The 20,749-nt window shown below is 69.8% G+C and carries 19 protein-coding genes; 14 read left to right on the forward strand and 5 right to left on the reverse strand.

Annotated features, from left to right (window positions below; all coding sequences use genetic code 11):
• Positions 1-15: 15 nt before the first annotated feature.
• The 7 genes from ACZ7OI_RS29655 to ACZ7OI_RS29685 all read left to right on the forward strand — a co-directional run bounded on the left by ACZ7OI_RS29655 (position 16) and on the right by ACZ7OI_RS29685 (position 8,792).
• Positions 16-681, forward strand: coding sequence for a DUF2461 domain-containing protein (locus ACZ7OI_RS29655; protein WP_470267422.1), 666 nt, complete (start codon positions 16-18; stop codon positions 679-681).
• Positions 682-838: 157 nt separating this feature from the next.
• Complete coding sequence (gene pyk, locus ACZ7OI_RS29660; protein WP_470267423.1) at positions 839-2,263, forward strand: pyruvate kinase; 1,425 nt, start codon at positions 839-841, stop codon at positions 2,261-2,263.
• A 36-nt stretch (positions 2,264-2,299) separates the two neighbouring features.
• Positions 2,300-3,202, forward strand: a complete 903-nt coding sequence (gene tesB, locus ACZ7OI_RS29665) for an acyl-CoA thioesterase II (RefSeq protein ID WP_470267424.1) — start codon at positions 2,300-2,302, stop codon at positions 3,200-3,202.
• 426 nt (positions 3,203-3,628) lie between these two features.
• Positions 3,629-4,528, forward strand: a complete 900-nt coding sequence (locus ACZ7OI_RS29670; protein ID WP_470267425.1) for a helix-turn-helix domain-containing protein — start codon at positions 3,629-3,631, stop codon at positions 4,526-4,528.
• 13 nt (positions 4,529-4,541) lie between these two features.
• Positions 4,542-4,739, forward strand: coding sequence for a DUF397 domain-containing protein (locus ACZ7OI_RS29675; protein WP_470267631.1), 198 nt, complete (start codon positions 4,542-4,544; stop codon positions 4,737-4,739).
• A gap of 185 nt (positions 4,740-4,924) precedes the next feature.
• Positions 4,925-5,131: a hypothetical protein gene (locus ACZ7OI_RS29680; protein WP_370939002.1), complete on the forward strand. Its 207-nt coding sequence runs from the start codon at positions 4,925-4,927 to the stop codon at positions 5,129-5,131.
• Positions 5,132-5,777: 646 nt separating this feature from the next.
• Positions 5,778-8,792 (forward strand): helix-turn-helix transcriptional regulator, encoded by a 3,015-nt coding sequence (locus tag ACZ7OI_RS29685; RefSeq protein ID WP_470267426.1) that lies wholly within the window; start codon positions 5,778-5,780, stop codon positions 8,790-8,792.
• Positions 8,793-8,834: 42 nt separating this feature from the next.
• On the opposite strand, the gene ACZ7OI_RS29690 is transcribed toward ACZ7OI_RS29685, so the two are convergent.
• Both ACZ7OI_RS29690 and ACZ7OI_RS29695 read right to left on the reverse strand, forming a co-directional pair.
• The gene (locus tag ACZ7OI_RS29690) at positions 8,835-10,445 is read right to left on the reverse strand and encodes a succinic semialdehyde dehydrogenase (RefSeq protein ID WP_470267427.1); all 1,611 of its coding nucleotides are present in this window, start codon (positions 10,443-10,445) and stop codon (positions 8,835-8,837) included.
• A 67-nt stretch (positions 10,446-10,512) separates the two neighbouring features.
• Positions 10,513-11,121 (reverse strand): TetR/AcrR family transcriptional regulator, encoded by a 609-nt coding sequence (locus tag ACZ7OI_RS29695; protein ID WP_409182046.1) that lies wholly within the window; start codon positions 11,119-11,121, stop codon positions 10,513-10,515.
• A gap of 98 nt (positions 11,122-11,219) precedes the next feature.
• On the opposite strand from ACZ7OI_RS29695, the gene ACZ7OI_RS29700 reads away from it, so the two are divergent.
• Complete coding sequence (locus ACZ7OI_RS29700) at positions 11,220-12,371, forward strand: acyl-CoA dehydrogenase family protein (RefSeq protein WP_470267428.1); 1,152 nt, start codon at positions 11,220-11,222, stop codon at positions 12,369-12,371.
• 79 nt (positions 12,372-12,450) lie between these two features.
• Positions 12,451-13,593 carry a CaiB/BaiF CoA transferase family protein gene (locus tag ACZ7OI_RS29705; RefSeq protein WP_470267429.1) on the forward strand — a complete coding sequence of 381 codons (1,143 nt, stop codon included), beginning with the start codon at positions 12,451-12,453 and terminating at the stop codon, positions 13,591-13,593.
• Positions 13,594-13,625: 32 nt separating this feature from the next.
• On the opposite strand, the gene ACZ7OI_RS29710 is transcribed toward ACZ7OI_RS29705, so the two are convergent.
• Entirely contained in the window at positions 13,626-14,141 is a 516-nt protein-coding gene (locus ACZ7OI_RS29710) for a GNAT family N-acetyltransferase (protein WP_470267430.1), read from the reverse strand.
• A gap of 195 nt (positions 14,142-14,336) precedes the next feature.
• Between ACZ7OI_RS29710 and ACZ7OI_RS29715 the strand changes: the two genes are divergently transcribed.
• The 5 genes from ACZ7OI_RS29715 (at position 14,337) to ACZ7OI_RS29735 (ending at position 17,717) form a co-directional block, all read left to right on the forward strand.
• Complete coding sequence (locus tag ACZ7OI_RS29715) at positions 14,337-14,504, forward strand: hypothetical protein (protein WP_470267431.1); 168 nt, start codon at positions 14,337-14,339, stop codon at positions 14,502-14,504.
• A gap of 340 nt (positions 14,505-14,844) precedes the next feature.
• Positions 14,845-15,327 (forward strand): hypothetical protein, encoded by a 483-nt coding sequence (locus ACZ7OI_RS29720; protein WP_037713183.1) that lies wholly within the window; start codon positions 14,845-14,847, stop codon positions 15,325-15,327.
• 421 nt (positions 15,328-15,748) lie between these two features.
• On the forward strand, positions 15,749-16,681 hold the full coding sequence (locus tag ACZ7OI_RS29725; RefSeq protein ID WP_470267432.1) for a lytic transglycosylase domain-containing protein: 933 nt from the start codon (positions 15,749-15,751) through the stop codon (positions 16,679-16,681).
• Positions 16,682-16,998: 317 nt separating this feature from the next.
• Positions 16,999-17,340 (forward strand): hypothetical protein, encoded by a 342-nt coding sequence (locus tag ACZ7OI_RS29730; protein ID WP_470267632.1) that lies wholly within the window; start codon positions 16,999-17,001, stop codon positions 17,338-17,340.
• A gap of 26 nt (positions 17,341-17,366) precedes the next feature.
• Positions 17,367-17,717: a DUF3817 domain-containing protein gene (locus tag ACZ7OI_RS29735; RefSeq protein WP_409182037.1), complete on the forward strand. Its 351-nt coding sequence runs from the start codon at positions 17,367-17,369 to the stop codon at positions 17,715-17,717.
• A gap of 61 nt (positions 17,718-17,778) precedes the next feature.
• On the opposite strand, the gene ACZ7OI_RS29740 is transcribed toward ACZ7OI_RS29735, so the two are convergent.
• Complete coding sequence (locus ACZ7OI_RS29740; RefSeq protein ID WP_470267433.1) at positions 17,779-19,380, reverse strand: solute symporter family protein; 1,602 nt, start codon at positions 19,378-19,380, stop codon at positions 17,779-17,781.
• Entirely contained in the window at positions 19,377-19,814 is a 438-nt protein-coding gene (locus ACZ7OI_RS29745) for a DUF485 domain-containing protein (RefSeq protein WP_470267434.1), read from the reverse strand. The genes ACZ7OI_RS29740 and ACZ7OI_RS29745 overlap by 4 nt, the downstream gene beginning before the upstream one ends.
• Between the last annotated feature and the right edge of the window lie 935 nt (positions 19,815-20,749).

The raw sequence follows: 20,749 nt of genomic DNA on the forward strand, positions 1-20,749 counted from the left end.
TTTATCGTGCTGCGGGTGAAGTTCAGCGGATTCGGGGAGCACGCCGTCGAGTTCTACGACGGGCTGCTCGCGGACAACACCAAGGCCTACTGGGACGACCACGTCGCGATCTACAAGGAGCACGTCCGGGCTCCGATGGAGGCGCTGCTGGCCGAACTGGAGCCGGAGTTCGGCGCGGGCTTCGGCGAGGCGAAGGTGTTCCGGCCGTATCGCGACGTGCGGTTCGCCAAGGACAAGACGCCGTACAAAACGCACTGCGGCGGCGTGATCGAGTCCGGCCGCGGCGGGGGAGCGTATTACGTCGAGGTGGGCCCGGCCGGGCTGCGCGTCGGCGGCGGCTGCTTCCACCTGGCCTCGGACCAGCTGGCCCGCTACCGCACGGCGGTCGACACCGAACTGCACGGGCCCGCGCTGGAGAAGATCCTCGCGAGCCTGCGCAAGGCGGGCTGGGAAATTCTCGGCGACCGGCTGAAGTCCAAACCGCGCGGGTTCGCCGAGGACCATCCGCGCCTCGACCTGCTGCGGCACCGTTCGGTGTACGCCGTCCGCGCCTGGGAGCCGGACGACTTCCTGCACGAGCGCGAGACCTTCGACCGGGTGCGGAAATCGTGGCGCCAGCTGCGGAAGTTCAACGAATGGGCACGCGACCACGTGGGTCCGAGCGAGAAACCGCGGCGCTGAACCCGGCCTCCCCCGTTCGGGTGATTCCGGGTGCCCGCGCGCGGCGCGGTCGCCCAGCGCACGCCGGTGCCCGGAACTGAATCCTTCCCGTGTTCTTCCCCCGGAGTTTCGGGATCGGTACAGACGCGAGCGGCCCAAGCGACTAGGCTCTCCGGACGTGAGCCGACGCGCGAAGATCGTTTGTACATTGGGTCCCGCGACCTCCACGCCGGAGAAGATGCGGGCACTCGTCGACGCCGGGATGGACGTCGCGAGGATGAACTTCAGCCACGGCAGCCACAGCGACCACAAGCAGGTCTATGACCTGGTCCGGTCCGCGGCCGCCGAAACCGGCCGGGCGGTGGGGATCCTCGCCGACCTGCAGGGACCGAAGATCCGGCTGGGCACGTTCGCCAGCGGATCGGCGGAATGGCACACCGGGGACGTCGTCCGGATCACCGTCGAGGACGTCGCCGGAACCCACGACCGGGTCTCGACCACCTACAAGGGACTCGCCAAGGACGCCAAGCCGGGCGACCGGCTGCTGGTCGACGACGGCAAGGTCGGCCTGGTGGTCAAGGACGTCGAGGGCCAGGACGTCGTGTGCGAGGTGACCGAGGGCGGCCCGGTCAGCAACAACAAGGGCGTGTCGCTGCCCGGGATGGACGTCTCGGTGCCCGCGCTGTCCGAGAAGGACATCGAGGACCTGGAGTTCGCGCTGCAGCTGGGCGTCGACTTCATCGCGCTGTCCTTCGTGCGCTCGCCCGCCGACATCGACCTGGTGCACCAGGTCATGGACCGGGTGGGCAAGGGACGCCTGCCGGTCGTCGCGAAGATCGAGAAGCCCGAGGCGGTCTACAACCTCGAGGCCATCGTGCTGGCCTTCGACGCGGTGATGGTCGCCCGCGGCGACCTCGGCGTCGAACTGCCGCTCGAGCAGGTCCCGCTGGTGCAGAAGCGCGCCATCCAGATCTGCCGCGAGAACGCGAAGCCGGTCATCGTCGCCACGCAGATGCTGGAGTCGATGATCAACAACTCCCGCCCGACCCGCGCCGAGGCGTCCGACGTCGCGAACGCGGTCCTCGACGGCGCGGACGCGGTGATGCTGTCCGGCGAGACGAGCGTCGGCCGGTACCCGATCGAAACGGTCCAGACGATGGGCCGGATCGTCGAGGCCGTCGAGACGGATTCGCCGGTCGTGCCGCCGCTGTCGCACGTGCCGCGCACCAAGCGGGGCGTGATCTCCTACGCCGCCCGCGACATCGGCGAGCGGCTCAACGCCAAGGCGCTGGTCGCGTTCACGCAGTCCGGCGACACCGTGCGCCGCCTCGCGCGGCTGCACACGCGGCTGCCGCTGATGGCGTTCACGCCGGAGCAGAGCGTCCGCAGCCAGCTGGCGCTCACCTGGGGCACCACGACGCAGATCGTGCCGCGCGTGGACTCCACCGACCAGATGATCCAGCAGGTCGACCACGCGATGCTCGAAATGGGCAAGTACCAGCGCGGCGACCTCGTGGTGATCGTCGCGGGCTCCCCGCCCGGGACCGTCGGGTCGACCAACCTGATCCACGTCCACCGGCTCGGTGAAGACGACCACGCATAAGGGACGTGCCGGACCTCGGTTGCATAAGGTTCCGGCATGACTGAGATGGCCAGGAAAGCCGCCACCGGACTCGACGCGAGCACCGGTGGCGGCGGGCAGCCGGTGCTGGACAAGCTCGTCGCGCTGCTGGACCTGGAGAAGATCGAAGAGAACATCTACCGCGGCGTCTCGCCCGCGCACTCGTCGGTGCGCGTGTTCGGCGGACAGGTCGCCGGGCAGGCGCTCGTCGCGGCGGGACGGACCGTCCCGGAGGAGCGGCGGGTCCATTCGCTGCACGCGTACTTCATCCGCGGCGGCGACCCGAGCGTCCCGATCGTGTACGAAGTGGACCGCATCCGCGACGGCCGCTCGTTCACCACCCGGCGCGTGGTCGCGGTCCAGCACGGCAAGGCGATTTTCTCGCTGTCCGCGTCGTTCCAGAAGGACGAGCCGGGCATCGACCACGCCGAGCCGATGCCCGAGGACGTGCCCGCCCCGGAGACGCTGCCGACCTTCCCCGAGCTGACCGCCGGCTACGGCCTGCGCTTCAGCGAGGTCCCGCGGCCGATCGACATCCGCTACATCGGCGAGCCGCCGTGGGTCACCCGCACCACCGGCGAACGCCCCACCCGCCACCGGGTCTGGATGCGCGCCGACGGAACCCTGGCCGACAACCAGCTGCTGCACGTCTGCGTGCTCGCCTACGCCTCGGACATGACGCTGCTCGATTCGGTGCTCGCGCGGCACGGCGTGTACTGGGACGTCGACAAGGTGCTCGGCGCGAGCCTCGACCACGCGTTGTGGTTCCACCGTCCATTCCGGGCAGACGAGTGGTTCCTCTACGACAGCACGTCACCGAGCGCCTCGGGCGCCCGCGGACTGGCCACCGGCCGGTTCTTCACCCGCGACGGCCTCCTTGTCGCCACCGTGGTCCAAGAAGGACTGCTGCGGGTCCGATAAGGACCTCTGCCCCGTCGGCGACCACTCAGAGTGGCTGTCTGCAAGGAAATCGCCGGAAACTGCCACGCTCTCGTGGCGAAATTGCGCGGGAAAACACGTTTGAGTAATACCCGCGAGGCGAAGGAAGGTGCCCGGGACCGGTCGGGGGGCGGCCCCGGACACCTGGTCGTCGTATTCGGCCGGTGTCCGCGAATAGTCGAGGACGACCGTCGTCTACGCTGCTCAGGGCCGTCGGCGCGGCTGGATTCGCGTCTCGGCCCGCAGGATGCCAGAGTACAAGCGCACTCTGCACAATGCAGGTCGGAACCGGTGACCGGCGGCTCCCGCCTCGACAGTGGGAATTCCCCGGTGTTATTACTCCACTGACAAGTCGATCACCTGGTTAGATATGCAGTGCGGGCAACAATACGGACCGGAGGTGCTGCCGTGGCGAGAGGCCAGGGACCGACCGTTCGCCGCCGGCGCCTCGCGAGCGAGCTGCGAAGGCTGCGCGAAGCCGCCGATCTCACTATCGACGAGGTCGGCGAAAAGCTGGAGTGCTCGGCGTCCAAAGTGAGCCGGATCGAGACCGGCCACGTCGGCGTCACCCCGCGCGACGCGAGGGACATGCTCGCGCTGTACGGCATCACCGGCGACGGGCAGGAAGCGCTCGTCCAGCTGGCGCGCGAAGCGCGTAAACGCGGCTGGTGGCACGCGTACAACGAAGTCTTCACCGGCACCTTCGTCGGCCTCGAAGCCGACGCGAGTTCGCTGCGCGCGTTCCAGGCGCTGCTGGTCCCGGGGCTGCTGCAGACCGAGCGCTACGCGTTCTCGGTGATCCGCGCCCTGCGCCCGGACGCCGAAGAGGCCGAGACCCGCCGCCGGGTCGCCGCGCGGATGGCGCGCCAGCAGCTGCTGGCCGACGACCCGCCGGTCGAGTACTGGGCGGTGATCGACGAGGCGGTGCTGCACCGCGTGGTCGACAGCGCCGAGGTGATGGCCGAACAGCTGTACCGGATGAGCACGATGGCCGAGAAGCCGAACGTGACCGTCCAGGTGGTGCCGTTCGGAGCCGGGGCGCACCCCGGCATGGAGGGACCGTTCCTCATCATGGGCTTCCCCGAGCAGGCCGATCCCGACGTGGTCTACGTCGACGACAGCACTTCCAGCGGCCTGTACCTCGAACAGCCCGAAGACGTCCGGCGCTACGCGCTGATGTTCGACCACCTGCGCGCAGCAGCGCTGAAACCGGACGATTCGGTGGCTCTGATCACCGACGCGGCCGGCCGGTTCGCCGAACGGGCCGCCGCGGTTCAGGAACCGAGGAACACCAACCCGAGACAGTGAGGATGTGGGGACCATGATGGCCGACCTTTCCGGTGCCCAGTGGCGCAAGAGCAGCTACAGCGGCGGCGGCAACGACTGCGTCGAGGTCGCCTTCGTCGCAGGCGGCGCCGCGGTGCGCGATTCGAAAGACCCGGAAGGCGGGGCGTTCCGCCTGCCCGCCGCCGGGTGGCAGGCGCTGCTGGACGCGGTGCGCGGCCGGGGACAGGCTTGACCCGTTCGCTCGACTGATCGCTGCACTAAGACCCCTTACCCAGCTCGACCTGGAGTTCCCTAGTCGAAAGCGCGGGTAAGGGGTCTTTTCGCGTCCGGGCGTAGGCGATCACCTGATGTCCGGCAGGGGCCCTCAGCGCGAAAGTGGTCTTCGTCAAGGAACCACGACCCGCTGGGGAGAAGAAAATGAGCGACTACAACTGGGACGCCACCCGCGCCGAGGTCGACTACCGGATGGCCGAACTGCGCCGCGCCGCCCGCCAGGCCCGCCTGAGCCGCGGCAACCGGGTGGTCCGCTGGGTGCGAGCACACCGCATCACGAACGTCGAGGTGCCCCGCCAGCAAAGGCGGACGGCGACGGTACCGGAGGCCCGGGCGCGACATAGCGCCTGAGCCCCGGGCCCGGGTCAGGGACGGTAAGGGGGTCGGGCGGGGCGGACGGGCCGGGACACGGTTTCCGGTTCGGCCGCTCCGTCCGCCGGACGCGCCTGGCCCGCGACGGTTGCCGGGGTGAAGCTTCTGCTCCGCCTGCCGGTCGCATCCGGCCCGAGATGCCTGCCGGGGTGAAGCTTCTGCTCCGCCTGTCGGACGCGCCCGCCTCGCGATGCCTGCCGGGGTGAAGCTTCCGCTCGGCCTGCCGGATGCACCTGGCCCGCGATGCCTGCCGGGATGAAGCTTCTGCTCCGCCCGCCGGTCGCACCCGGCCCGAGATGCCCGCCAAAACGAAGCCCCCCGCAGAAGTCCGTGAAGGACTCCTTGAAGGAACCAAAGTCCCACAAGGTTCCCCTCAGAGACCTCTGCATCGCGTACCAGGCCTCGCGCGCAGCCGAAGTGGAGCTGGGTGCATCCAGCCCCGAACCGCCGCCGCGAACCGGCCGGGTCCCTTCTCCGCCGGGAGCTCGCGGCGATCCGCCCGGGCCGAACCGGCCGTCAAGAGACGCCCCAGAACACCCTTCGTCCGCCGATCGGACGGAGATCACTGGCCGAACCGGCCGCCACGAGGAAATCCATGTCGGAACTGTCGGGGGTGTAGGTGAGAATGCATCTCGTGCCTCGTCTCGGTTCCGGTATTCCGCTCGTCGCCCGTACGCAAGAGATGCGGCGGCTGCGAGCGGCCTTCGCGCGCGCAGAACGCGGAGAAGCAGGTGCGGTGTTGATCGCGGGCGACGCCGGGGTCGGCAAAACCCGCCTGCTCACCGCGCTCGGGGAGCACGTCGCCGGCTGCGGCGGGCTCGTGCTCACCGGCCGGTGCATCGACGTGCGCGACGGCGGTCTGCCGTATCTGCCGTTCGCCGAGGCGCTGGCTCCGCTCGGGTCGTCGGCTGATCCCGCGGTTTCGGCCGCGGTGCGGGCGCGGTCCGCGCTGGGGATGCTGCTGCCGCAGGGCGGGGATCCGCAGCCGGCGGCGACCGGAGACCACGGGCAGGTGTCCGAAGGGGAGCGCGAGGGCGTTCGCCGGGTGCGGCCTGAGCAGGACCTTGGCCAGCTCCAGTTGTTCGACGCGGTGCTGGGGGTGCTGACCGAGGTTGGCCAGGAGCAGCCGGTGGTCGTGCTGCTCGAAGACCTGCACTGGGCGGATTCCTCCACCCGCAATCTGCTGTCCTTCCTGCTCAGCCGCCTGCGCGCGCAGCGGCTGCTGGTCGTCGGCAGCTATCGCGAGGAGGACGTCCACCGCAGGCATCCGCTGCGCGGTCTGCTGTCCGAACTGGTCCGGTTGAACACTGTCGAACAGGTCGCGCTGGCCCCGTTCGGGCCGGCCGACGCGCGCGCTTTCGTCGCGGCGCTGGCCGAAGAACCGCTGTCGCCGGACGTCGTCGCGGACATCGCCGAACGGTCCGAGGGCAATCCGTTCTTCGTCGAGGAACTCCTCGCGACGGGCGCCGACTGTCAAGATCTCCCCGCCGGGCTCGCCGAAGTCCTCCTGGCCCGGCTGGAACGCTTCCCCGCCGAGACGCGCCGGGTCCTCCGCGTCATCTCGGTCGCCAACGAGTCGGTCTCGCACGCCGCTCTCGCGCAAGTGGCGGGCATCGGCGACCTGGAGCTGGACGAGGCCCTGCGAGAAGCCGTGCAGCACCACGTCCTCGTCATCGAGCACGGTTTCTACACTTTCCGCCACGCCTTGCTGCAGGAAGCGGTCTACGCGGACCTGCTGCCCGGCGAGCGCACGCGGATGCACGCCGGATACGCCGCGCGGATCCAGTCGATGCCGCAGGGCCGTGGCCACGACGCGAAGCTGGCCTTCCACAGTCTCGAAAGCCGGGACTTCGACACCGCCCTCTCCGCGTTGCTCCGGGCCGCGGACGAAGCGGAAAAACTCGGCGCACCCGGTGCGGCGCTGCGGCACATCGAGCAAGCACAGTCCATTTGGGACGCCGTGGCCCCGGAAAACCGTCCCGACGGCGTCGACGAGCTGAAGCTGCTCAGCGAGGCCTCGTACTTCGCTGGCACTTCCGGCGAGCCCGAGCGTGCGGTGGCATACGCGCGGTCAGCGACCGAAGCGCTCAAGCCGGACGCGTCGCCCGAGCACGCGGCGAAGGTCTGGCGTCGGCTGGCCGAAACGCTGCTCACGCTGGAAGGCACGTTCGACGAGGCAGTCCAGGCGATCGAGCGCGCTTGGGAACTGGTCGCCGAGCGGGAACCTAGCGGTGCGCGGGCCTGGGTGCTGGCTTCGCGGGCCGGGTTCCAACGGTTGCGCGACCAGCACGCCGAGGCGTTGGCCAGCGCGCACACCGCGGTTGCTGACGCACGCGCCGTCGGTGCGGTCGGGGCTGAGGCGTCGGCGCTTGTCACGCTCGGCACGCTGGCCGACAGCGCGGGCGACGCCGTCGAGGCACGCGAGCGTTTGCGGGAAGCCGAACAGAAGGCGCACGACGCGGGTGCGTTGAACGTTGAGATCCGCGCGATGTACTTCCTCGCCCTCAGCTACGACGACCAGGCCGAAATGGACCTCGCGCTCGCGCACGCCGCACGCGGAGTCGCCCGAGCCGAGGAGACCGGCCTTACCTGGAGCACGTACGGGCTGGAGTTGCGCGCCCGGTTGCTCTACTTGCGTTACCTCAGCGGGGACTGGCCGAAGGAGGACGCCGCGGGGCGCGCGCGACGAGGCGTGTCCAGCGCGGTCGCTGCTCGGATTCTGGCCAACTGGGTGCTGTTCCTGGTGGGCCGCGGCCGGTTCGACGAGGCGGCCAAGGCGTTGCCCCGGCTCCGGCAGCAGTGGATGGCGGATCTGCAGATCGCGCTGGCGGCCGGGGACGCCGCGATTGAGCTGGCGGTCTGGCGCGGCGAGCATTCCGAGGCGTTGCGGATCACCGAGGAACTGGTGCAGTGGCTGGAGAAGGTCGAGACCGCGCTGCTGGGCGGGATTCGGATCGTGGCGTTGGCGATCCCGTCTGCTGCCGCGTTGGCCGCTGAGGCTCGGGCCAAGGGTGATCAAGCTGCGGCGGACCGCTTTGTGGCTGCGGGTCGTCGGCTGTTGGAGCACGGGCGGCGTTGTGCTGCCGAAGGGCATCCGCGCTCCGGGACCATGGGGCGGGAAGGGCGGGCGTGGCTGGCTCGGATGGAGGCCGCCGCGTCTGCGCTGGAAGGCCCGGCGGATCCAGACCTGTGGGCGGAAGCGGCCGAGGCGTATTCCTACGGCGCGATCTACGAACAGGCGGTCTGCCGATGGCGGCAGGCGGAAGCGTTGCTGGCCAGTGGACGGCCTGGTGCGGCGGAAGCGTTGGAGGCGGCGCATTCGGTCGCGGTGAAGCTCGAGGCTGTTCCGCTGCGGGATGCGGTGCGGGATTTGGCGCATCGGGCACGGGTTGAGCTGTCGGGGGTTGAAGCGGCGGCACCAGCACGGCCGCAGCTGAACCCGCTCACCGATCGCGAACGGGATGTACTGGAGCGCGTCGCGCTCGGCCGGACCAACCGGCAGGTGGGGGAGGAGTTGTACATCAGCGAGAAGACGGTGAGCGTGCACTTGTCCCGCGTAATGGCGAAGCTGGGCGCGAGCCGCCGGGCAGAGGCCGTCGCGATCGCTTACGACCGAGGCTTGCTCACTGTCCCCGAGTAAGGGGCGGTGAGGGGAACCCCGAAGGTTCCCCTCACGGACACCTCAGCGGCCGGGCAGACGCCGCAGGAGTTTCATGCTCACCGTCATGAAACGGGCCCACAGTGATCCCGGCACTCCCTTGGGCGGCCGCAATCCCATCCCTCGCTGTACGGCGATCGACTGCGGTTCGGTGTACTTCAGCAGGCCTTCAGCGCCGTTGCGGCGTCCGGCACCGGATTCCTTCATGCCGCCCATGGGGACGCCGACTGTTCCGAAGGTCGCCGCGTAACCCTCGTTGACGTTCACGGTGCCTGCCTTCAGCCGTGCGCCGACTTCCCAGCCAGCTCGGCCGTTTCGCGTCCACACGCTCGCGTTCAGGCCGAACGGGGTGTCGTTCGCTCGCTCAATCGCGTCCGTGACGTCGCTGAACCCGTAGATCGACACCACCGGTCCGAACGTCTCCGAGGCGAACGGCGTCATCCCTGGCCGCACGTCCGTCAGCACTGTCGGCTCGTAGAACAACGGCCCGAGATCCGGCCGGGCCCGTCCGCCGGTCAGCACCTGCGCGCCCTTCGTCCGGGCGTCTTCCACATGCGCGGACACCGTTTCCAGCTGGCTTTGCGAGGTCAACGACCCCATCCCGGCGTGGTAGTCCAGCGAGCCGCCGAGCCGGAGCGCAGCTGTCCGCGCCACGAATTCGCGCGTGAACTCCTCGCGGATGCTGTCGTGCACGTAGATCCGCTCCACCGACACGCACAGCTGGCCCGCCGACGAGAAGCACGCCGTCACCGCGCCCGCGGCGGCCTTGGCGATGTCCGCGTCCGGCAGCACGATCATGGGGTTCTTGCCGCCCAGCTCAAGCGAATAGCTGGTGAGCCGCTGCGCGATCCGGCCCGCCAGGTCCTTGCCGGTCGGGGTGGAGCCGGTGAAGCAGAGGTAGTCGCATTCCTCCAGCAGCGCGTCGCCGATCTGCGAGCCCCGGCCCAGCACGATCTGCCACAGGCCTGCCGGCAGTCCGGCCTCTTCGGCCAATTCCTGCAGCCACAGCGCGGACAGCGCGGTCTGGTTGTCCGGCTTCTGCACCACCGCGTTTCCGGCGACGAGCGCGGGGAACACGTCCATCGCGGTCAGCGCGAGCGGGTAGTTCCAGGGCGAGATGATTCCGACGACGCCCTTGGGGTGCCGCAGTTCGCCGGCTCGGGTCAGGCCTGGGATCACGCCGGGGGCGCGCCGCGGGGAGAGGATCTTCGCGCTGTGCTTGCCGTAGTAAGCGGCGACCAGGACAGTGGCGCTGACCTCGTCGAACGCGTCGATCCGGGCCTTGCCCGCCTCGACCTGGACCAGGTCGAGGACTTCCGCTTGGCGAGCGAGCACCAGGTCGTGCAGGCGCAGGAGGAACTGCTGCCGCCGGGCTACCGACAGTGCTGCCCACTCGCGCTGGGCCTCCCGGGCGGAGGCGAAGGCGGCGCGTACTTCGGCGTCGTCGGCCTGGGGGAGCGAGGTGATCGGCTGCCCGGTGAAAGGCGCGGTCATCTGAACGGGCGCGTTGTCGGCGCCTCCGGTCACGCGGGCTACCAGCGCGGCCGCGCGGGCTGCGGACGGAGCGCCTGCAACGCCGCCGACGGTCGCGGGCAGGGGCTGGCCGGTGAGGTTCGCCGGGGTCGTACTCGTCATCGAGCGCACCTTCTTCCGTGCGGGGCCGGGTGTTACCGACGAGTACACCATACCGGCGGTATGGAAACTAGTCGCCCGAATACAGCAGCACGGCGATCCGCTTCCACTCCTCCAGCAGCTGACGGCGCCGGCGCGGGTCGCCGCCCAGTTCGGCGTCGAGGGCGAGGCCCCGGGTGAGGTTCACGGTGAGCCAGAACAGCATCTCCGCGCGCTCTTTCGGCAGGTCGCCGGCGACTTCGCTGATGTGTCCCAGCGTCGCCCGGCCCAGTGCCCGGTCGACCGGGCGGATCGCCGCGCGCAGTTCCGGGTCGGTGCGGGCGGCCACCCAGAGCTCGGTGACCGCGGTCGACAGCGTGCCCGAGTAGCCCTCCCACAGCAGGTCGATCGCCGCCGCGACGCCCGACGCGCCGCCCGGCAGCGAGCCGAGCGAGGCGGCGAGCTGGGTGCGCAGTTTGGTGGTGAGGTGCTCGACCGCGGCCGCCATCAGTTCGGCTTTCGTCGCGAAGTAGTGCTGCACCGCGCCTTTCGAGACACCTGCGCGGGTGCAGATCTCCTGCACCGACGCCCGCGAGTACCCGATGTCGACCAGGCAGTCGATGGTCGCGTCCAGCAGGGCGGTGCGCGTCTGCTCGCGGCGTTCGGCCTGGGTGCGGTGTCCCCGGGCGACCTCAGTCATCGCGGCTCCTGCTTTACGTACCGGACGGATGGGATGTACATTCCGCTCAGAACTTACCTGCCAAGCGTCATGTTTTCCAGTTCGCGGGAGGCCCAGCCGTGCCGTTGCAGACCCAGAAGAGCTCGTGGAGCACCACCGAACTCGAGGACCTCCGGGAGCTCGCCCGGTCGTTCCTGCAGAAGGAATTCGTGCCGAACCAGGAGCGCTGGGCGGCGGAGAAGAAGCTCGACCGCGAAATCTGGACCAAGGCGGGCGAACTCGGCCTGCTGTGCCTGTCGATCCCGGAGGAGTACGGCGGGGGCGGCGGCACGTTCGCGCACGAGGCCGTGCTGTACGAGGAGCAGGCTCGCGCCGGGGACAGCGCTTGGGGCGTGACCGTCCACAGTGGAATCGTGGCGCACTACATCCTGGCCTACGCGTCGGAAGAGAAGAAGCGCGAGTGGCTGCCGAAGATGGCCACCGGCGAGATGGTCGGCGCGGTCGCGATGACCGAACCGGGCACTGGTTCAGACCTCCAGAACATCAAGACCCGCGCGGTCCGCGACGGCGACCACTATGTGATCAACGGCGCGAAAACCTTCATCACCAACGGTTTCCACTCCGACCTCGTCGTGGTCGCGTGCAAGACCGACCCGGACGCGGGCGCGCAGGGCGTCTCGCTGATCGTGGTCGAGACCGACACCCCGGGCTTCCGCCGCGGCCGCGTGCTCGACAAGGTCGGGCTCAAGGGCCAGGACACCGCCGAGCTGTTCTTCGACGACGTCCGAGTGCCCGCCGCGAACCTGCTCGGCGACGCCGAGGGCCAGGGCTTCATCCAGTTGATGCTGCAGCTGCCGCAGGAACGGCTGATCATCGCCGTGACCGCGGTCGCCGGCCTGGAAGCCGCAGTGAACCTGACCATCGACTACACCAAGGAACGCACGGCGTTCGGCCGTCCGATCTTCAACTTCCAGAACACGAAGTTCAAGCTCGCCGAGGCGGCGACGGAAGCCGCGGTTTCGCGCGCATTCCTCGACCAGTGCATCGAACGGCATCTGCGCGGCGAACTCGACGTGCAGGGCGCAGCGATGGCGAAACTGTGGACGACTGAGCGGGTGAACAAGGTCGTGGACGACTGCCTGCAGCTGTTCGGCGGCTACGGCTACATGACCGAGTACCCGATCGCGCGGGCCTGGGCGGACGTGCGGATCTCGCGGATCTTCGGCGGAACCAGCGAGATCATGAAGGAAATCATCTCCCGCACGCTCTGAGAATCCCCAGCTGCCGCCCCGCCGCCGCCCTCAACGGAGCGGCTGCGCCGCAGGTGTCGGACTGAGAAAGGACTTCGCCGTGAAACAAGGTCCGCTCGCCGGGCTGCGGGTGGTGGAGCTGGCCGGGCTCGCGCCTGCTCCGTTCGCCTGCATGATCCTGGCCGACCTCGGCGCCGACGTGATCCGCGTCGACCGCGCCACCCCGGGCGCCGACGTGCTCGGCATCCCGAACGACCCGCTCGCTCGCGGCAGGCGTTCGGTCGGGGTGAACACGAAAACGCCCGAGGGCGTCGAATTGGTGCTGAAGCTGGCCGAAAGCGCCGACGTGCTGATCGAAGGCTTCCGGCCGGGCGTCGCGGAGCGGATGGGCATCGGCCCGGAGCAGGTGCACGCACGCAACCCGCGGCTCGTGTACGGCCGGATGACCGGCTGGGGCCAGGACGGTCCGCTCGCGTCGGCGGCCGGGCACGACATCAACTACATCGGCGTCGCCGGCGCGCTCGACCCGATCGGCCGGGCGGGCGAACGCCCGGTGCCGCCGCTCAACCTGGTCGGCGACTTCGGCGGGGGCGGCCTGATGCTCGCGATGGGAGTGCTGGCCGCGCTGCACGAGCGCACGACGTCCGGGCGCGGGCAGGTCGTGGACGCGTCGATGGTGGAAGGCGCCGCGCTGCTCACCACCAGCCTGCACGGAATGCGCGCGGCAGGCGTGTGGCCGGGGGAGCGCGGCGAAAACCTCCTCGACGGCGGTGCGCCGTTCTACGACACCTACGAGACCGCGGACGGCAAGTACGTCGCCGTCGGCGCGATCGAGATGCGGTTCTGGGCCGACCTCGTCAAGGTGCTCGGGCTGGAGAACGAGGACCTGCCGATGCACCTCGACCAGAGCCAATGGCCGCGGCTGCGCAAGATCCTGGAGGAAGCGGTCGGCCGGTTCCCGCGCGACGAACTCCTCGCGCGGGCGGAAGGCACCGACGCGTGTCTCACGGCGGTGCTGTCGCCGTGGGAGGCCGCCGAGCATCCGCAGAACGCGGCGCGCGGGACGTTCGTGGACATCGGCGGCACGGTGCAGCCCGCGCCGGCGCCGCGGTTCGACCGGACGCCCGCCGCCACGCCGGAGGCACCGCACGAGAAGGGCTCCGATACCGCGGAAGTGCTGGCGGAGCTGGGCTACGACGACGCCGGGGTCGCGGCGCTGCGGGAGGCGGGCGCGATCTCGTGAGTGGTTGAACCGGTTCTAACCGGCTTAAACACTCACAAGTCAGACCGGATCACCGAGTAGAGGAGGTGATCGCGCCACTGGCCGTCGCGGAAATCGAACCCGCGCAGGATCCCCTCGCGGGTGAACCCGGCCTTCTCCAGCGAACGCTGCCCGGCCCGGTTGCCGACCTCCGTGCTGGCCTCGACGCGGTTGAACTGCGTGTGCGCGAACAGGTAGCGCACGAGCTGCCGCTGCGCCTGCGCGCCGAGGCCGTGCCCGCGCGCCTCCGGCAGCAGGACCATGCCGATGTTCCAGCAGTAGGTGTGCGGGCCGGTCCGCGTGCGATGCCACGACACGAGCCCGAGCGGGCGTTCGTCGAGCGTCGGGACGAGCATGCCGTTGTCGGTGGTCAGCATGCCGTTTTCGCGCCAGAGCCGCCGGATGTAGCCGGGGTCGTGCCAGCCGAACCACTGGTGCTCGCCGACTGTCTCCGGGTCGTTGGTCAGCGCTTCCAGCAGATCGAGGTCGGACTCGCGCACGGGGCGGAGCGTCACTTCGCCGTCGTCCATCGGCGGAGCCTACCGGGGCGCCGCGCGGGACATGATCACCCGTTGGTGACCGGCGTCACCCGGCCGTGAGCTTTCTGGCTGGATCGGGGCCTGCGGCGGGCCATTCCGCCGCGTCGTCACTACAGTGGGAGCCGACTCTGCCGAGGCGGGGCCGGCGTCCGACCGGAGGCCGGGTGAGCGGAGGGGAACGAAACCATGTCGAGCGGCCTGAAGAAGATCGTCGTCGTCGGAGTGGTCGCGCTCGTGCTGTTCTTCCTGATCACGCAGCCCACCAACTCCGCGGCCTTCGTGCACCGCGTGCTCGGCGGGCTCAAGGACGGCGCCGAAGCGATCGTCACCTTCTTCAAGAGCCTCTTCGCCTGACCCGGCTTTTCCTGCCCGCCGGGACGCCTCCGCGCGTCCGTCCGGCCAGCTAGTCACGCATTGTCACCGGATCCCGGGATTCGGGCACTTCGCTCGACCATCCGGGTGGATTGGCCCCTGAAACCTCCTGGTCACGGAATTTCCGGGGCCCGGGGTATGGCGGAGAAAGCAGGTGCCGCCCTACGGTGCTCACATTGCGTGATCAGCCGGTTCTCCGGTCCCCCGGGAACCGGGTCACGGCGGGTATTCGGCCCGGTCACGCGTGGGGTGCCAGTCGTGGACGCGCAGCGGGGCAGGCGGTCGAAAGGCCTGCCCGTCGGGGACCGATGAGGAGGCAGGGATGACCGGAGATCCCGGAGTGGACGCGTTGATCCGGCAGTGGTCGGCCGAGCGCGAGAAGACCCCTGAGGAGCAGGAGGTCGATCGCATCGCCTCGGCCTGGCTGGCCGACGCGCCGGCCGCTCCGCCCGGCATTCCCGGCCAGCGCGCCCGGTCCGGACCCGCCCGCTGGGCCCCGGTCGAGGCCGCCGACCCCGGCTATCTGGACGCGATGCGCGCCCGGCTGCCGGAGGTCCCGGAGGAACTGCTCGTCGCCGCCGCGGGCTGGTGGCAGATGGTCGGCGACGTCGCCGAAGCCCAGCAGTGGTGGGACGCCGGCATCAGCCCGCTCGACCAGCGGGCCCTGGACTACCGGGCGGCCGGTCTCGCGCCGTCCGACCTGGCGCGGCGGCTCGGCCCGATGACGGTGCTGCAGCACCTTCGCCGCGGCAGCGCGCCCGCGTGGTGCGTCGCGCGGTTGGCGCGGCAGCAGAAGCCTGCTTGACGGTTCGCCGGACCGGCCCGTGGATTCCCGGGCGGCCGGCTCTTTGAGGAAGTTCTGAATTCTCGCGCGGCTCGCGCGGTCACTGAAGCCTGTTTGGCAGCTGTGTTGCCTGGTCGGTGAATCGGCCAGGCAACACGGCGAAGCGGCTGTCGCGGTGCGGCGAAATTCTTTTCCGACGGTGTTGCCTGGCTGAAGCCCGACACCGCACGGCTGACCGACGGACCGAAGCAGCAGCGGAAGTGTCTTCGGCCGGTACGCCGCAATCACCTCGGCGTGGGGCTCGTGGTGTTTGTGTGGCGTCAACCGTCCACCTGACGGAACCCGGATTACCCGGCCGGGTGAACCGGCGTGGCGGGGGACATGGCGATGCGTGCGTAACGCTAACCTGCGCGGGCTCGTTGTGTGTTGCGAACCCCAAGCCATGCTGGAGGACCGGAGTTTCGTGCCCGCCACCGGACAGACCCCCGACACCGCGCAGACCGGGGACGAGACCGCGGCTCCCGCTGCCGCCCCCTCGCCCGCCCGCCGCGGTCACGGCGCCGCGCTCGCGGTGCGGCTCGCCGTCGTCGTCGCGGTGCTCGCGGTCGCGGGCGGCGGGGTCTGGATCGTCACCAGGGCAGCCGCCCCGGAAGCCAGTCCCACCACGACGGACATCCCGGCGCTGAGCGTCAAGGCGGTCGACGTCAAACCCGGTTCGATCGCTCCGGTCAGCGCTGTCGCCGCGGGCGGAGCGGCGGACCAGGGCACCGCGCCGCAGTCGGCGCGCCCGACCGGCGGCGACCCGCTGCAGGGCTGGGCGGACAAGGTCGCGCCCGCCACCGGCATCCCGGCCCGCGCGGTGCGCGCGTACGGCAACGCGGAACTCGCGATGCGCGAGGTCGACCGCGGCTGCCACATTTCCTGGGCGACGCTCGCCGGCATCGGCCGCATCGAGTCCAACCACGGCCAGTACGGCGGAGCGGTCCTCGGCGCCGACGGCCGCCCGTCGAAGCCGATCATCGGCGTCCCGCTCGACGGCTCCTCCGGCGTCCGCGCGATCAGCGACACCGACGGCGGCCAGCTCGACGGCGACCCGGTCGCCGACCGCGCGGTCGGCCCCATGCAGTTCATCCCGGGCACCTGGCGGAAATGGGCGTCCGACGCCACCGGCGACGGCCGCGCCGACCCGCAGCAAATCGACGACGCCGCCCTCACCGCCGCCCGCTACCTGTGCGCGGGCGGCCGTGACATGGCCGGCCCGGCGGGCTGGTGGGCGGGGATCCTGTCGTACAACAACTCGACGGAGTACGCGCAGAAGGTCTTCGGCCTGGCCGACGGTTACGCGAAGGCCGCGCAGAAGGTGCAAGCGGGCTGACGCCTGGCCCGCCGCACCTCGCACTCTCCGGTCCTGGTTCTCCGACCCTCGTCCGTGAAGGACTCCTTGAGGGAATCAGATTCCCTCAAGGAGTCCTTCACGGACTTGGATTTCCTCACGACACGGGCGCGAGTCTTCCGGGGTCCGCTCGAGGCCAGCTCCGCCGCATCACCAGCGGCGAATCCGGCGGCGAGCGCCGGGTGGGGCCCCGGTCACGGCCTCGCCGCCTCTCAGCAACGCTTTCTCGAGCCAGTGCTAGCGTCGATACCGTGCCTGCAGATCCCGGCCCGGCCGTGTCCCCGCTCGGGCGCCGGCTCATGATCGTCGCCACGAGCGTCGTGAGCCTGGCGTTGTGCTGCGGGCTGGCCTGGTGGCAGTGGGACCGGTTCACGTCCGCCACCGGCACCTTCCAGAACCTCGGCTACGTGCTGCAATGGCCGCTTTTCGGACTCTTCCCCGCGTTCATGTTCTGGCGCATCAAGAAGCTGCGCGAACGCGAAGAGGAAGCCCGCAGCCAAGCAGGCCAGACCGCACCCGCCCCGGCTCCGGTTCGCGTGCCCGCTCCGCGACCGGCCGCGGCACCCGTCGAAGAAGACGACGAACTCGCCGCCTACAACCGCTACCTGCGCGAGCTCAACGCCCGCGACCAGCAGTCCTGAACGCCCGCGGAAATGAGGACGCTCCCATGACGACCAGCACCGACGGTGCCGCCCCGACCCGCCAGTCGAAGGTGTCCGGCTCGCTGACCCGGTTCCGCGCGAGCGCGTACGTGACCGGCGTCGGCCTGCTCGCCCTCTGCGCCACCATGATCATCGAGTACGGTTTCGGCAACGCCACGCCCGCTCAGGTGTACTCGCCGATCCACGGCGTGCTCTACATGATCTACCTGGTGCTCACCATCGACCTCGCGATCAAGGCCCGCTGGTCGATCAAGAGCACCGTCCTGGTGCTGCTGGCCGGATGCGTCCCGTTCGTGTCGTTCGTCGTCGAACGCCGGGTGACGCACCGCGTGCAGGCCGGGCGCGACATCTTCTGAGCAGCAAAAAAACCGCGGCGCCCGGGAACTTCCGGGCGCCGCGGTTTTTTCGTGCCAGGGGTCAGGAGCCGAAGCCGATGCCGGTCAGCGACCGGACCTCCATCTCCGCGTGCTTGGACGGATCGCCCTTCGAGCGGCCGACGAACGTGCCGATCGCGCCGCACAGGAACGACACCGGGATCGACACCAGGCCCGGGTTCTTCAGCGGGAACCAGTGGAAGTCGACGCCCGGGAAGATCGAGTCCGGCGCGCCCGACACCACCGGCGAGAACAGCACCAGCACGACGCAGGCGATGAGCCCGCCGTAGATGCTCCACAGCGTCCCGGTGGTGTTGAACCGCTTCCAGAACAGCGAGTACAGCAGCGTCGACAGGTTCGCCGAAGCCGCCACCGCGAGCGCGAGCGCCACGAGGAACGCGATGTTCTGGCCGTTGGCGAGGATGCCGCCGACGATGGCGAACACGCCGATCACGACCGCGGTCAGCCGGGCGACCCGGACCTCGTCCTCCGGCTCCGCCTTGCCGTTCTTGATGATGTTCGCGTAGACGTCGTGCGCGAACGAGGCGGACGCGGTCAGCGTCAGCCCGGCCACCACGGCGAGGATCGTCGCGAACGCGACCGCCGAGATCACGCCGAGCAGCACCGTCCCGCCCACGTGCAGGGCCAGCAGCGGCGCGGCCGAGTTCTCGCCGCCGGGCGCGGCCTTGATCTCGTCCGGGCCGACGATCGCCGCCGCGCCGAAGCCGATCACCAGCGTGCACAGGTAGAACACGAACATGCACGCGGTCGCCCACACCACCGAGCGGCGCGCCTCGCGGGCATTCGGCACGGTGTAGAAGCGCATCAGCACGTGCGGCAGCGAAGCGACGCCGAGCACCAAGGCCAGCGACAGCGACACGAAGTCGAGCTTCGTGGTCCCGTTCTTGCCGTAGGAGCCGCCGGGGGAGAGCAGGTCCTTGCCCATCGGGCTGTGGTCGGAGGCCGCGCGCAGCAGGCTCGAGAAGTTGAAGCCGTACTTGCCCATCAGGAACACGGTGATCAGCGAGGCCGCGGTGAGCAGGATGGTGGCCTTGATGATCTGCACCCAGGTGGTGCCCTTCATGCCGCCGAGCAGCACGTAGGAGATCATCACCAGCCCGACCACGGTGATCACCAGCGCCTGGCCCCACTTGGAGTGGACGTCCAGCAGCAGCGCCACGAGGCCGCCCGCTCCCGCCATCTGCGCGAGCATGTAGAAGAAGGAGATGACCAGCGTCGACGTGGCCGACGCGGCGCGCACCGGACGCTGCTTCATCCGGAAGCTGAGCACGTCGCCCATGGTGAAGCGGCCGGTGTTGCGCAGCAGCTCCGCGAGCAGCAGCAGGTCGACGAGCCACGCGACGAGGAAGCCGATGGAGTAGAGGAAGCCGTCGTAGCCGTTGATCGCGATCGCGCCGGCGATGCCGAGGAACGACGCCGCGGACAGGAAGTCGCCGGACAGCGCCACGCCGTTCTGCCGTCCGGTGAAGGCGCTGTCGGCGGTGTAGTAGCCCGAGGTGGACGAGCGGCGGTTGCCCGCGCGGTAGACCACGAACAGGGTGATCGCGACGAACAGCGCAAACACCCCGGTGTTGATCAACGGGTTGCTCGCCGAAGCTCCTTCGGCGAGCGAAGTGGTGGTCACTGAGGCATTCCTTCCGTGACAGCGGCCTGCGCGCGGATCTCAGCGGCGCGCGGGTCCATCTCGCGGTCGGCGAAGCGGACGTAGAGCGCGGTGATCGCCGCGGTGGTGACGAACTGGCCGAGGCCGAGCAGCATGCCGACGTTGACCAGGCCGAAGACCGGCGTGCTCATGAAGTCGCCCGCGTAGGCGGCGAGCACGACGTAGACGAGGTACCAGGCGAAGAACCCGATGCTCATCGGGAACACGAACCTGCGGAAGCGGCTGCGCAGCGAGCGGAACTGGGGGCTGCGCTGGATCTGCTCGTAGTCCGGACCGCGCTTGCGGCGCCTGCCGCGCGGGGCGGCGTCGCCTCCTTCGCGGTCGAACAGCGCGGGCATCTGACCGGTGTCCTCGGCCGAGGCGGCCGCTCCGGTGGTGCGCGCGACGTTGTGCATGGCTGCCTCCGGCAACTTGCGCGGTGGATGGCGCCGGGCTCGTTCGGGAAAGCGCCCGGATCGCCCTTGCGGACTGGGAGGCGGCCATAGTAACGACGCCGCCGGAACGCGGAAAAAGCCGGTTCGCGAGGGCGCCGGAAATTCCTTTTCGCCCGGGAAATAGCGCGAAACGGCGTGTCCGGGCAGATCACGGGCTGATCACTCGGAATAGTGAGCACCCGTGTCACGGGGAGTTGCCGGGTCCGGTCCGGGTTGCGGCAGATGGCGGAGTGACGGGCCGGTCAAGATCCAATACGGTGACCGGTCGTAGCCGCCGGGCGGGGCGGCCGCTCCGCTTCGGCGGGCAGGTCCGCGGCCCGGCGGGGATTCCCAGGCAGAGAAGGGAGGCTGGCAAAAATCACCGGGTCGAGCGGCGCGTCGCTGCATCTCCACAACATCGGGTTCAACTTCCGGGGGCACCCACCCGATGGGGGCACGGAGCGTAGTCCCATCGAGGGTGTCGCTTACCCTGTGTGGGCTAATCGGGTGACGGCCGGACGCCGAGGCCGAGAGCGCCGGGTAACCGGAATTCCCGCGGCGGGCGATCCTTGTCGAATCCCCGGCTCCGAGTTCGCGCGGTCCGACTATTTTCCCAGGTCAGCACCCCGATGCGGAACGCAATAACGCAGGCGGCGATTGGTGTACGATTCTTTGGCCCCAGCCGCCCGCAGCGATCGATAAGGCGCAGACAAGTTGATCTCGACCACCGCCGTGCAGTCCGCAAGTTGCGTCGTGCACGTGCATAGTCCCGGGAAGCCGCTCGCCTCCCGGACCGGTGAAGGATCAACACGGTCGTGCCCGCCCCCGGTCGGACGCGCGGGCAGGCGGACCGCGGGACTCCGCGCCGGGAGCGCGGAGCGCGCCGGGAGCGGATGCAGCCGCGGGAACCGCCGACG

The organism is Amycolatopsis sp. NPDC114503 (assembly GCF_055633655.1).

Bases quoted from the DNA above. Each gene is read 5' to 3' on its own strand.
- tesB (WP_470267424.1), top strand. From the start codon at position 2,300: ATGACTGAGATGGCCAGGAAAGCCGCCACCGGACTCGACGCGAGCACC.
- ACZ7OI_RS29675 (WP_470267631.1), top strand. From the start codon at position 4,542: ATGATGGCCGACCTTTCCGGTGCCCAGTGGCGCAAGAGCAGCTACAGC.
- ACZ7OI_RS29680 (WP_370939002.1), top strand. From the start codon at position 4,925: ATGAGCGACTACAACTGGGACGCCACCCGCGCCGAGGTCGACTACCGG.
- ACZ7OI_RS29685 (WP_470267426.1), top strand. From the start codon at position 5,778: ATGCATCTCGTGCCTCGTCTCGGTTCCGGTATTCCGCTCGTCGCCCGT.
- ACZ7OI_RS29690 (WP_470267427.1), bottom strand. From the start codon at position 10,445: ATGACGAGTACGACCCCGGCGAACCTCACCGGCCAGCCCCTGCCCGCG.
- ACZ7OI_RS29695 (WP_409182046.1), bottom strand. From the start codon at position 11,121: ATGACTGAGGTCGCCCGGGGACACCGCACCCAGGCCGAACGCCGCGAG.
- ACZ7OI_RS29710 (WP_470267430.1), bottom strand. From the start codon at position 14,141: ATGGACGACGGCGAAGTGACGCTCCGCCCCGTGCGCGAGTCCGACCTC.
- ACZ7OI_RS29715 (WP_470267431.1), top strand. From the start codon at position 14,337: ATGTCGAGCGGCCTGAAGAAGATCGTCGTCGTCGGAGTGGTCGCGCTC.
- ACZ7OI_RS29720 (WP_037713183.1), top strand. From the start codon at position 14,845: ATGACCGGAGATCCCGGAGTGGACGCGTTGATCCGGCAGTGGTCGGCC.
- ACZ7OI_RS29725 (WP_470267432.1), top strand. From the start codon at position 15,749: ATGCTGGAGGACCGGAGTTTCGTGCCCGCCACCGGACAGACCCCCGAC.
- ACZ7OI_RS29730 (WP_470267632.1), top strand. From the start codon at position 16,999: ATGATCGTCGCCACGAGCGTCGTGAGCCTGGCGTTGTGCTGCGGGCTG.
- ACZ7OI_RS29735 (WP_409182037.1), top strand. From the start codon at position 17,367: ATGACGACCAGCACCGACGGTGCCGCCCCGACCCGCCAGTCGAAGGTG.
- ACZ7OI_RS29745 (WP_470267434.1), bottom strand. From the start codon at position 19,814: ATGCACAACGTCGCGCGCACCACCGGAGCGGCCGCCTCGGCCGAGGAC.